Source organism: Sphingomonas sp. CCH9-E2 (genome assembly GCF_001557215.1).
Taxonomy (GTDB): domain Bacteria; phylum Pseudomonadota; class Alphaproteobacteria; order Sphingomonadales; family Sphingomonadaceae; genus Sphingomonas.
Genome location: NZ_LSJM01000123.1, coordinates 17,039 through 28,434, shown reverse-complemented (window position 1 = coordinate 28,434; position 11,396 = coordinate 17,039). Strand labels below are relative to the sequence as shown.

12 protein-coding genes and 1 tRNA gene are annotated in these 11,396 nt (G+C 65.9%); 2 read left to right on the top strand and 11 right to left on the bottom strand.

Translation table 11 applies throughout. From position 1 onward, the window contains the following. Window positions 1-7: 7 nt before the first annotated feature. Window positions 8-1,753, bottom strand: a complete 1,746-nt coding sequence (locus tag AX681_RS06700) for a strawberry notch-like NTP hydrolase domain-containing protein (protein WP_082737896.1) — start codon at window positions 1,751-1,753, stop codon at window positions 8-10. A gap of 72 nt (window positions 1,754-1,825) precedes the next feature. Beyond that, a complete protein-coding gene (locus AX681_RS06695; RefSeq protein ID WP_066658631.1) occupies window positions 1,826-2,722 on the bottom strand; it encodes a DUF7146 domain-containing protein in 897 nt (298 codons plus the stop codon). Between the two features lie 122 nt (window positions 2,723-2,844). Here AX681_RS06695 and AX681_RS06690 point away from each other — a divergent pair, with 122 nt between their 5' ends. Both AX681_RS06690 and AX681_RS22795 read left to right on the top strand, forming a co-directional pair. Next, window positions 2,845-3,504: a lytic transglycosylase domain-containing protein gene (locus AX681_RS06690; protein WP_066658557.1), complete on the top strand. Its 660-nt coding sequence runs from the start codon at window positions 2,845-2,847 to the stop codon at window positions 3,502-3,504. Window positions 3,505-3,546: 42 nt separating this feature from the next. Further along, complete coding sequence (locus tag AX681_RS22795; protein WP_066658560.1) at window positions 3,547-3,741, top strand: DUF5818 domain-containing protein; 195 nt, start codon at window positions 3,547-3,549, stop codon at window positions 3,739-3,741. 96 nt (window positions 3,742-3,837) lie between these two features. Here AX681_RS22795 and arsB read toward each other — a convergent pair whose 3' ends face one another. The 9 genes from arsB to AX681_RS06640 all read right to left on the bottom strand — a co-directional run bounded on the left by arsB (window position 3,838) and on the right by AX681_RS06640 (window position 11,311). Continuing rightward, a complete protein-coding gene (gene arsB, locus AX681_RS06680; RefSeq protein WP_066658562.1) occupies window positions 3,838-4,920 on the bottom strand; it encodes an ACR3 family arsenite efflux transporter in 1,083 nt (360 codons plus the stop codon). A 1-nt stretch (window position 4,921) separates the two neighbouring features. Beyond that, window positions 4,922-5,431 (bottom strand): arsenate reductase ArsC, encoded by a 510-nt coding sequence (locus AX681_RS06675; RefSeq protein WP_066658564.1) that lies wholly within the window; start codon window positions 5,429-5,431, stop codon window positions 4,922-4,924. Window positions 5,432-5,438: 7 nt separating this feature from the next. Then, the gene (locus AX681_RS06670) at window positions 5,439-5,912 is read right to left on the bottom strand and encodes an ArsI/CadI family heavy metal resistance metalloenzyme (protein WP_066658575.1); all 474 of its coding nucleotides are present in this window, start codon (window positions 5,910-5,912) and stop codon (window positions 5,439-5,441) included. Then, on the bottom strand, window positions 5,909-6,262 hold the full coding sequence (locus tag AX681_RS06665; RefSeq protein ID WP_066658578.1) for an ArsR/SmtB family transcription factor: 354 nt from the start codon (window positions 6,260-6,262) through the stop codon (window positions 5,909-5,911). The genes AX681_RS06670 and AX681_RS06665 overlap by 4 nt, the downstream gene beginning before the upstream one ends. Window positions 6,263-6,533: 271 nt before the next feature. Further along, a complete protein-coding gene (locus AX681_RS06660) occupies window positions 6,534-7,823 on the bottom strand; it encodes a tyrosine-type recombinase/integrase (protein ID WP_066658580.1) in 1,290 nt (429 codons plus the stop codon). Between the two features lie 176 nt (window positions 7,824-7,999). Beyond that, window positions 8,000-8,076 (bottom strand) — tRNA-Met (locus AX681_RS06655). Between the two features lie 69 nt (window positions 8,077-8,145). Beyond that, complete coding sequence (locus AX681_RS06650) at window positions 8,146-8,655, bottom strand: 2'-5' RNA ligase family protein (protein WP_066658592.1); 510 nt, start codon at window positions 8,653-8,655, stop codon at window positions 8,146-8,148. A 133-nt stretch (window positions 8,656-8,788) separates the two neighbouring features. Next, the gene (locus tag AX681_RS06645; protein WP_066658600.1) at window positions 8,789-10,717 is read right to left on the bottom strand and encodes a potassium transporter Kup; all 1,929 of its coding nucleotides are present in this window, start codon (window positions 10,715-10,717) and stop codon (window positions 8,789-8,791) included. A gap of 123 nt (window positions 10,718-10,840) precedes the next feature. After that, window positions 10,841-11,311 carry an Lrp/AsnC family transcriptional regulator gene (locus tag AX681_RS06640; RefSeq protein ID WP_066658603.1) on the bottom strand — a complete coding sequence of 157 codons (471 nt, stop codon included), beginning with the start codon at window positions 11,309-11,311 and terminating at the stop codon, window positions 10,841-10,843. Between the last annotated feature and the right edge of the window lie 85 nt (window positions 11,312-11,396).

Sequence of the window (11,396 nt, the reverse complement as noted above, 5' to 3'; positions counted from 1 at the left end):
GATGAGCTTAATGCACTAACAAACCAATCGGTCCACTCGGTGGGGGCAGACCAATCTGGTCGAGACGGCTGGCATCGGTCCTGCCGGACCGAAGTGTCGGGTAGGTGACGAACAGGATGCCTTCGCGCATCGTCACCGGCTGGCCGAGCTTCCACTGTCCGAGCGGCTGGATGTCGATGGGTAGCCCGCCGAGCGCCGACCAGTCGCGGCGCGCGTCCTCGAGCAGCGCCTCGTTCTTCGAGATCCAGATGTGGCGCCGCTCGCCACGAAGCCACCGATCGAGGATCACGCTGGCGACCTGGCGCCCCTTGCCGGCCCCGGTGCCGTCACCGAGGAAATAGCCCATGCGGTAGACGGCGCCTTCAACGCTCGGTGCCAACGAGCAGCCCTTGTCCTGCGGGACAAAGCGGCCGGGCAGGTCACGTGCGTGGGCGCTCACCGCATAGATCAGCGTCTCGGCCTGGGCAGCCGAGAGCAGGCCGCGCGCAATAGTCCCCGCCGGAAGCTGCGGAACTTCGGTCGGGATCGGCGCGGTGATCGAGCCCATGGCGACCGATTCCACCAGCGGCGTCGGATGCTCGGCTGCGCCCGGAATGGCGATGCGGCTCGGACGGTAGGGCAGGTAATGCCCGACCTGCTCGGCGAGGGGAGCCGGCACATCGAGCGCCTGGTACGCGCACGGTTCGCTAGGTTCTGCAGGCGCCGCTTGCCTGGGCGGTACCGGACGCGGCCGGGCCGTCAGACTCATGAGCCGGACCGGCACAGGGCGCGATGACGTGGCGGGCGGCAGCGGCGAGATCGCCGAGGGGCGTGCCGGGATCGCATCGACGAACTCGCCCAGCGCACCGAAATCGCGGGTGCGAGCCACGACCGGCTCCGCCCGGTCTTCGACCTTGTCTAGCACCAGCAGGCGCGTGGTGATCGAGGTGCCATGCCGCGCGAAGCCGCGCTCCACCGCGACGTTGAGGCGCAGCGTGGCTGGTCCTCCAACGGCACCCAGGAACCGATCCACGTCGAACCACTCGGGCATGATCGCGGCCATTCGCCCGCCCGCGGCGAGCCGGTTCCAGGCCGAGCGCAGATGGCGGGCGCCGGTATGCCCATCGTGCCCGCGCTCGATGCCCTGCGAATAGGGCGGGTTGACAAGGACCGCGCTCGGCACCTGTCGCGCGTCGAGCAGCTCGTCGATGAGCTCGCCGTCGTGGCCGCTCACCATGGCCTTGGGGAACAGGATGCCGAGGCAGTCGCGGCGCAGCGGCGATATCTCGTTGAGGATCAGGCGCGCGCCCGCTCTTGCCGCCCAGATTGCCAGCATGCCGGTCCCGGCCGATGGCTCAAGGACGGTCTCGCCCTCGCCGAGCGCGCAGGCACGCGCGACAAGCCAGGCAAGGCGTGGCGGCGTCGCGAATTGCTGCAGCTCGATCTGCTCCTCGCTGCGCACGGTCTGGCTCGGCAGGAGTGCCTCGAGCCGGGCGAATGCTGCGCCAGCCGTGGCGGCTGGCGAAGCGGCCGTCAGCCCGGCGCTGCCCTGCAACCACAGCACCTGGGCGAGCTCGAGCGCCGCATGGGCATCGCGCACCGACCAGCGGCCATCGGCATCGCTGCCGCCGAATTGACGGCCGAGCACGGAATTCAGCCGCTCGCGGGTGACGGTTTCCTCCGCCTCGATGAGCGCAGCAAGCTCACGAGCCGCGGACAAGACCGGCGGCTCGCTGCAATCGGGAAAGGCTAAGACGGGGGATGAGCGTGACATGGGACCTCCTGACGAGGCCGATCACGATGTCCTGGCCTCGCGGAGGCCAAGGCGCCCTCCTCTCTAACCCGATCAGCTGGCGGCCCGTGCACTGGTCATCAGGACATCGTTCCAGTCCTCGTCGAGGTTGGTGGGCCGCATGGCGACGATATGCCGGTCGGTGGCGGCGTAGGCTTCGCGCGCCCGCTCTTCGGCAAGGTCACCGCCTGCATCGTTGTCGACGAAGAGGTGAAGCTCGCGCACGCTCTCGGGGATCGTCGCGAGACCGAAGCGCTCGTTTCCCAGCGTTGCCCAGCAGGGTACGCCGAACAGCTGCATCGCGGAGAGCGCCGTCTCGATGCCCTCGGCCAAGCCAAGGCGCCCACCCCGCGGCATCGCTAGGCGCACCGCACCGTGCTGCAGGCTTCCGAGCGCCCGCTTGGGCCGGTCGAAGCCGGCCAGGCGGCCCGTCCGCTCGTCGAGGAATGTGCGGTGAACAGCAATGACGCCAAGGTCCGTGCGGACAGCCGCCAGCATCGCCGGCAGGAATCGGACCGCGCCGCGCGGACCCAGCGGTGTCTTGGAATGAAAGCGCAGGTCGGATGGAAGCTGCGTCAGCCCGCGCTTCAGCAGGTATGCCTCGGCCGGGCTTCCACTGAGTGCATCGGCGCCGCGCCAGAGCCGGCAGGCGTTACGGTCGGCTGCTTCCTTGCGGGGCGCCTCCGGCAGCGGCTCGCCCGAACCGTCGAACAGTTCGCGTGCGTGGACGCCCCGGCGGCCTAGTTCTGCGATGATCTCATCGTTCGAGCAGCCCGCAAAGCAGTGGAACAAGATGGCGCGCCGGCCGAGGCTGACGCTCAGCGATGGGGTCCGATCGTCGTGCGCCGGGCAGCGGCACATCCCGCGACCCCGACGCCATGTTCCGCCAAGGCTGTCGACGATCTCCCGCGCGCGGCGCTCGAGACGCTCTGATTGATGGATTTGGGGCATGGTTTCTCCATTCTGCATGCCTCCCAGCGCAGCCTCCTCTCCGCGCCGGCGCCAATGCGTTTTCCTACAACCGTTGTTCTCTATATGTTCTCTCTCGATTCGACCAGATGAGGAATCGAGAGATGTTCCCGCGGATTGCATTCATCGCAGGGTGGCTGGTGCTGGCTGCGCCGGTCCATGCCCAGACAACTACAGAAAGCAGCAGTCCCTCGCCCGAGGAGCGCAATGGCTATCGCCTGGCCGAGACGGCGGACGGCTTTCAGCTCGTCGAGCATGGCGTCTGGAAAGCCCCGCAGGTCAACCCGGCTCCAGCGTCCGCGCCGGGTCCGGGCGCCTTCGGCTCTCAGGGCGCCGGGCCGCGCCACGAGGGACAGGCGCGCCTGCCGGCGGGCCCCAACGGGTTTCGCCGGGCAGCGTATCTTCCGCATGTCTATGCTGCCGAAGCGCAATTCGGCCTTCCCGCGGGATTGCTCGACGCGCTGATCTGGACGGAATCCCGCTACAATCCGTTTGCAGTCAGCAAGGCAGGCGCTGCCGGTCTCGGCCAACTGATGCCGGGCACGGCGAAGGAACTGGGCGTTGCCAATCGCTTCGACCCGCTCGCCAATCTATCCGGTGCGGCCAGGTATCTGAGGCAGATGCTCGACAGGTTCGGCGTGGTCCATCTCGCACTGGCCGCTTACAATGCCGGGCCCGGGGCAGTGGAGCGGGCAAAGGGCATTCCGCGCAATGGCGAGACGCCGGGGTATGTCCGGAATGTCCTTGCTCGTTGGCGGCCTTGATTGGGATCGAACGTGAGCGGTACTCGAAAGCGCGTGTCCGGAATGTTGGGCCGCGGACCGCGCGGCCTGGTCCTCACGACAGGCGATGAACTCTGGATCATCAACACCGATGTCGACGCCACTCGGTACATCGGACGCCGGGTAATAATCGAAGGAGCGGTCGCCGGGTTGGATCGCCTGAAGGCGGATTGGATCGGAGCCGCGGAACGAGCGCGGCGCGCCCGTAACGTGTCGTGACGACGCAAGGCCGGCGGAGACACGAGCGAGGACTGTTCGAAAAGTACCGGCGTCGTGGTTACTTGATGACCAACTTGGCCGAGAGCCATTCTGCTGTCAGGCCGATACGACAGAATCCCGACGTTCGTACCAGCCGCGCGTGCGCTTCACGATCGCAACGACGGACAGCATTACCGGGACTTCCACCAGCACGCCGACGACGGTGGCCAAGGCTGCGCCGGACTGCAGGCCGAACAGGCTGATGGCTGCTGCGACGGCAAGCTCGAAGAAGTTGCTGGCGCCGATCAGCGCGGCGGGCGCCGCCACGCACCAGGCGACACCGAGGCGACGGCTCAGCCAATAAGCTAGGCTGGCGTTGAAATAGACCTGGATCACGATCGGCACGGCCAGCAGCGCAATGACGAGCGGCTGCGCGAGGATTGCCTCTCCCTGGAAACCGAACAGAAGCACTAGCGTGGTGAGAAGCGCCACGAGCGACACCGGGCCGAGGCGGTGCAGCAAGGCGTCAAGTGCCGGCTGGCCGCCGCTGGCAAGGCGCTGGCGGCGGATGATTTGTGCCACGATCACCGGCACGACGATATAGAGCAGGACCGACAGCAGCAGTGTGTCCCAGGGCACCGTGATCGAGGCCACGCCGAGAAGGAGACCGACCAGCGGGGCGAAAGCGAAGACCATGATGAGGTCGTTCAGCGCCACCTGGCTCAGCGTATAATGGGGTTCGCCTTCGCAGAGATTCGACCAGACGAACACCATGGCCGTGCAGGGGGCGGCTGCGAGCAGGATCAGGCCCGCGATGTAGCTTTCGATCTGGTCGGCTGGAAGCAGGGGCCGGAACAGCCACCCGACGAACAGGGTGCCGAGCAACGCCATCGAGAAAGGCTTCACCGCCCAGTTGATGAACAGGGTGACGCCCACTCCGCGTATATGCTGGCGCACCTGCCCCAATGCACCGAAGTCGATCTTTAGTAGCATCGGGATGATCATCAGCCAGACGAGCACCGCGACGGGCAGGTTGACTCGTGCGACCTCGGCCTCGGCCACAGCGGCGAAGACCTCCGGCACCAACGCACCGAGCGCGATGCCCACGACGATGCAGAGGGCCACCCACAGCGACAGATATCGCTCGAAACTGGTCATGGCCGGACGCGCCGCCGGGGCCGCTGGCAAGGCTTCGCTCATGTCAGGCGTCCTGCCTCGCCGATGGCGTCGCCCCTTCGGCCCTGCCGATAGCCTTGAGTGCAAGCGCATCGATGCCGTCGTCCGGCAGGGCGAGCAGCAGCGATATGCGGTTGCGGAGGTAGCCGAGCGCGCGCTCGAACGCCCTGCGCTGGCCTTCGCCCTCGACGGCGGCCGGATCCTCGATGCCCCAGTGCGCGGCGATCGGCCGGCCGGGCCAGACCGGACACGTCTCGCCGGCAGCGTTGTCGCAGACCGTGATGACGAGGTCGATCGGTTCGGCGTCCGGGCCGGCGAACTCCTGCCAGCTTTTCGAGCGGAGGCCTTCGGCCGGCAGGCCGGTGGCGCGCAGCACCTCGAGCGCCATCGGATGCGGCTCGCCCTTCGGTTGGCTGCCCGCCGAAAAGGCGCGGAAGCGTCCCTCTCCCATGTGGTTGAGCAGCGATTCGGCGAGGATCGAGCGTGCCGAGTTGCCGGTGCAAAGGAACAGGACGGTGCGGGGTGTGCCGGTCATCGCCGCCTTACCCACAGCACTTGATCGCCGCCGACGGGAGCTCGGGCGCACAGCAGGCCTCGGCGGCGGCATTCGCCGACACCAGTCGGTCAAGCCCCGGGCCCCGTCCGTAATCGACCGCCTCGCCGGTGGTGTGGAAGGTTTCCCAAACGACGCCCTGCGGATCGGCGATCCAGCTCTTCTCCGACTTCGCATAGCAGCAGGTGGTCGCGCCCTCCTCGAGAACCGGGCGGTCGGCCGCTTTGAGCCGGCCATAGACCTCGGCCAGCTCGTCCGGGCTTTCGACCTGGATGCCGAGATGCTCGATTCCCTTTCCCGCGTGCTGGCCGCTGGAAATCGCGAAATTGACCCGAGGGTCCTCCAGCATCCACTTGGCATAGTCCGCCTTGGTGACGGTGGGCTCTGCCGCGAATAGGGTGGAGTAGAATCGGATGGAGGCGTCGAGGTCCTCGACTCCAACATGGACATGCAGGCGCTTCATGCGGACTTCCTTTCGGGTTGAGCTGGGCTGGTTTCGACCGCGCAGCCAGTAGCGGCGCCGCAGTCGGCACCAGCGCAGCAATTCTCCGTGAGGTAGCCGACCAGATCGTTCATCGCCGCGTAGTCGGCTCGGTAGATGATGGACCGATGCCGCCTCTCCTGCCACACCAGGCCGGCCTTCTTCAGTTGAGCGAGGTGGAACGAGAGCGAGGAGTTAGGGACGCCCAGCGCCTCGGCGATCCCACCGGCCGGCATTCCATCCTCTCCCGCCTGAACGAGCAGCCGGAACAATGCCAGGCGATGCTCCTGTGCCAGCGCGCCCAAGGCGGAGACTGCCGATGTTGAGTCCATGCGCACCTCTCGATTCGATTTATATCGAAATGATACGCAGCGCGATCGGGGTCAAGTCATTTCCGCAATATTCGAAATGACGCGCTTGGCGCGGTTGGGAGCCTTCGGCTGCTATTGGCCATCGCGATCACGAGTGTCTGGGAAAGGGCACAAGGCTGCGGGACCGGCACATGACTGCAGTGGGTCGGCAAGGAGCCGCATCAACACCGCTCCCGGGCGCCGCGCCCAATCAACTCCCCACCAGTTTCTACGAGCGCGGTACTACAGTGGCTTAAGCTGCTCTCTTCCGGGCGCTTCTGATGTCGACCACGTTGCCCCTCCCGGAAATCTTGGGGCCTCCGACCTCCTTCTCGCCGCCGAGGAAGTCGGCCCAGTCCTGCATCATGCGGCGGCGCGGAACGATATACTCGGCTGCGTTGTAGGCTCCGCGCACCTCGTCCTCCTCCGAATGCGCGAGCTGCATCTCCACCCAGTCCTCGTGGTACTTTCGGATCCACATCGCCGGCTCGCCAAATTCCACCAGCTGCTCGTTGGCCCAGGTGCTCGCCAGCCCGCGAAATCCATGCACCGTCTGACGGCTGTGATAGCCGAGGCGGTACAGCGCATAGATCATCGTGTTCTCCGACATCGGCTTTTCAGACGTCGTCCCGGGGAACAGAAACTCGCTTGAGGAGCTCGCGATGGCCCGTTTGGCAATCTCTGCGGCTTGAACCGAGAGGGGCACGAGGTGCTCGCGGCCCATCTTCATCCGCTCGCCAGGAATCCGCCAGAGCGGCTCCCTGCCATCGAGATCCTCGAACTCCGATTTCACGGCGAAGCGCAGTTCCTTGGTTCTAACCCACGTTAGAAGTGCGAGCATCAATGCATCGCGCGTGGTCGCCGATCGCCGTTCGCCCTCTTTGTCGTAGGTTCGAAGCTTTCCGAGGAGTGTCGACAGCTCGGAGAGGGGTACGCGGCTCATGTGCTTGACCCGCGGCCGCGGCTTCAACGCACCGCGCAAATGCGCGGTGGGGTCCGTCGACGCCAGCCCACAGGCAATCGCGAACTGGAAAATCTGCCCTACACCCTGCTTGGCGCGTCGGCTGATGTCGAGCGCTCCCCTCGCCTCGATCTTGCGAACCATCGCCAGCACGTCGGGCGGCGTGATCTCGTGCATCAACTTGCTGCCGATGACGGGGAACACGTCCCGTTCGAGCCGCGACCAGACCCGCTGGGCGTGGGCAGGGTCGAGCGCTGAAGCCCGATTGGCGTGCCATCGCTGGGCGACCACAAGGAAGGTCTCGCCCTTCTCAGGGTTCATCTCGGCTCTGCTTTGGCCGGGGTCCTTGCCGTCGGCGAGTAGCGCCTTTGCTGTGTCGCGCTTCTCGCGAGCGGCCGCGATTCCGAGCGTGGGATAGGCTCCGAACGACAGCAGCTTCTCCTTGCCGTCGTAGCGATATTTCATGCGCCACAGCTTGCTGCCGTTGGGCTGGACCGACAGAAAAAGGCCGCCCCCATCAGCCAGCTTGTAGGGCCGGTCTCGGCGCTTGGCATACTTCGCTTCGAGTTCAGTGAGAGGCATGGGGGTATCGCTCCTTTCCGGAAGGCCGCAAAATACCCCCAGAAATACCCCCTGCCAAATTTGGCTTCATGCGGATTCAAACGGGCACATGCGGACGCGAATCGCCCGCAACCCTCTGCTTTGTCTGCGCTTTTTGGAAATGTCCGGAAGCTTGCGGAAGCTTCCGGACAGGGACCTGGTAGCGGAGGAGGGACTTGAACCCCCGACCCCAGGATTATGATTCCCGTGCTCTAACCAACTGAGCTACTCCGCCCTACCAAGGCGGCCCGCGCCGTGACCGGGCGGGCGAGAGGGGCGCACATAGGCAGCGATTTCGGCCCGGTCAAGCGAACATGTGCCGAGAAATCGGCTCCCATGGTCCACCGCGATAATACCAGGCGGCGAGCCCGGCGATCTCCACGGTACGCGGCTGAAATTCCTTGCCCAGCGCGTCGAGCAACAGCTTCGCCAGCGAGGGCGCGACCTTGTTCTGGATGGTGACGTGCGGGCGCCAGCCGCCGGCGTCCTGGGGCGTCAGCATCCCCGCGAACGCATCGCACAGGTCACGCCGGAGCGCGGCCAGTTCCGGCGAGTCGATCCGCACCGCGACGCCGCGCCCCAGCGACATCAGCCCCGCCGCCCGCGCCACCGGGGCACGCACGCCGCGCGTGGCAGCGTTCAGGCGATGTTTGAGCTCGTCCAGCGCCGACGGCGGAAGGTGGTGGAACAGCGTCAAATGCGCCGGGAGGACGTTGCGCTCGGGCGGAAAATGCTCCCGCCGCAACGCATCGAACACGGCCTGATCCTGCCGCCCGAATAGCGCCGAGACGATGACGGGGGCGGAAGCGCTCACCTCTTATCCGTCACCCCGGCCTTGTGCCGGGATCCACTGCGCGTCTGACCCTTTTGCCCGAGCCTCATGCTTTGCGCTTGCGGCACGGTGGATCCCGGCACAAGGCCGGGATGACGATGGGGTTTGCCCCCCCTCAAATCTCGACCTGGCTTCCCAGCTCGACCACGCGGTTGGTGGGCAGGCGGAAGAATTCCATCGCGCTTTCGGCGTTGCGCAGCATCCAGGCGAACAGCTTCTCACGCCAGATCCGCATGCCCGGATGCTCCGACGGCAACAGCGTCTGACGCGACAGGAAGAAGCTGGTGTCCATCATGTTGAACGCGCCGCCGCACGCGCTGCACGACTGCAGCGCCGCCGGCACGTCCGCTTCCTGCATGAAGCCGTACAGGATCTTCATGCGATGGAACCCCTGCCCCAAATCGTCGAGCGTGACGCGGTCCTTGTCATCGACATAGGGCTGGTCGGCGATCTTGACCGTCAGCAGCACCACGCGCTCGTGCAGCACCTTGTTGTGCTTGAGGTTGTGGAGCAGCGCGTGCGGGACACCTTCGGGGGTCGAGGTCATGAACACCGCCGTGCCGCGCACCCGCGTCGCCGAGCTGGCGGCGGACTGGATGAACACCTTGATCGGCATCGCGCTCTCGCGCATCCGCTCCACCATCAGGCGGCGGCCCTTGGACCAGGTGGTCAGCAGGGTGAAGATCACCACACCCGCCAGCAGCGGGAACCAGCCGCCATCGGGCACCTTGGTCAGATTGGCGCTGAAATAGGCGAGATCGACGACGAAGAAGAGCGCGAGCAGCGGTACCGCGTAACGCTTCCTCCACTTCCACAGGCTGAACAGCACCACCGCGATCAGGAAATTGTCGATCAGCATCGCGCCCGTCACCGCGATGCCATAGGCGGCGGTGAGGTTGGACGAGGTCTGGAACGTCAGGACGAGCAGGATGATCGCGATCATCAGCGCCCAGTTGATCAGCGGGATATAGATCTGCCCTGCGGTCGCGGCGCTGGTATGGCTGATGCGCAAGCGTGGGATGAAACCGAGCTGGATGCCCTGCTGCGTGACCGAGAAAGCGCCGGTGATCACCGCCTGCGACGCGATGATCGCCGCCATCGTCGCGATGCCCACCAGCGGCAGCCGCAGATATTCGGGCGCGAGCATGTAGAAGGGGCTCTGCAGCGCGCTGGCATCGCGCATCAGCAATGCGCCCTGCCCCATATAGTTGAGCATCAGCGCGGGGAGCACGAACCACAGCCACGACACGCGGATCGGCTTGCGCCCGAAATGCCCCATATCGGCGTAGAGCGCCTCGGCACCGGTCACCGCGAGCACGACCGACCCGAGCGCGAGGAATGCGGCAAAGCCGTCGATGACGAAGAAATGCACGGCATAGCTGGGCAGCAGCGCCCACAGCACTTCGGGCGTCTTGGTCACGCTGAGCGTGCCGAGCGTCGCGATCACCGCGAAATAACCGAGCATGATCGGCCCGAACATGGCACCGACACGCGCCGTGCCGGTGCGCTGGATCGAGAACAGCGCCACCAGGATCCCTACCGCGATCGGCAGGATCCAGCCCGAAAAGGCCGGCGCGGCGACCGCGATGCCCTCGACCGCCGACAGCACCGACACCGCCGGGGTGATCATCGAATCGCCGTAGAAGAGCGCCGTCGCGAACACGCCGAGCAGGACGATCCCGGCGGTCCATTTCTTCTGCCCGCTCGACCGGTTGATCAGCGCGAGCAGCGCCAGGCTCCCGCCCTCGCCCTTATTGTCGGCGCGCATGATGATCGTGACATATTTCAGCGTCACCACCGCCATCATCGACCAGAACATCAGGCTGATCACGCCCATGATGTGTTCCTGGTCCAGCGCGAGGGGGTGATGCCCGGCAAAGGTCTCCTTGAACGCATAAAGCGGGCTGGTGCCGATGTCGCCGAACACGATCCCGATCGCGCCGACCGCAAGCTTCCACAGCGCGGCCTCGCGGCCATGCGTGTGATGCTGGTCGTGTGGGGTCGAGTCGGCCGCCGGTGCGGGGCTACCGTTGGGCTCGCTCACGGGAGGAACTTGCGTGCCGTGGCGAGGAAGCGAGGGGTCATGAGACCAATGCCTGTCCGTTGAAACAGCGCGGGCCGTTAGCATGTGCAACATGGGGCTGCAACTGCGCGCCCCGCAACCGCCTCAGGCCGGGCCCGCGAACAACGCGTCCGCCTCGCTCCGCGTCGGGACCGAGCGGAGGACGAAGCTGGAACTGATCTTAACGACGCCCGGCAAGCGGCCCATCTTCTCGCGGTGCAGCCGTTCATAATCGTCCAGATCGCGGCACAGCACCTTCAGCCGATAGTCGTATCCGCCCGACACCAGCGCGCATTCGACGATGCCGTCGATTTGCGCGACTGCGGCTTCGAACCGGGCGAGGTCCTCGTCCACTTCGGTTCCCAGCGTGATGTCGACAAAGGCGGTGACGCTATAGCCGAGCCGCCGCAGGCCGAGCCGTGCGGCATAGCCCTGAATATGCCCGGACGCCTCCAGCGCCTGTATCCGCCGCGTGCATGCCGAGGGCGACAGCCCCACCTCCCCCGCAATCTGGTTAACGGGGGCGCGGGCATTTTGTGCGAGCAGCTTCAGGATAGCGCCGTCGATTCGGTCCATGTTGCACGTATTTCCCGTCGGGAGAGAAATTGCAGCATAATCGTGCGTGAACGCGCTGACCAGCGCATGACTTTGCAGGGATTTG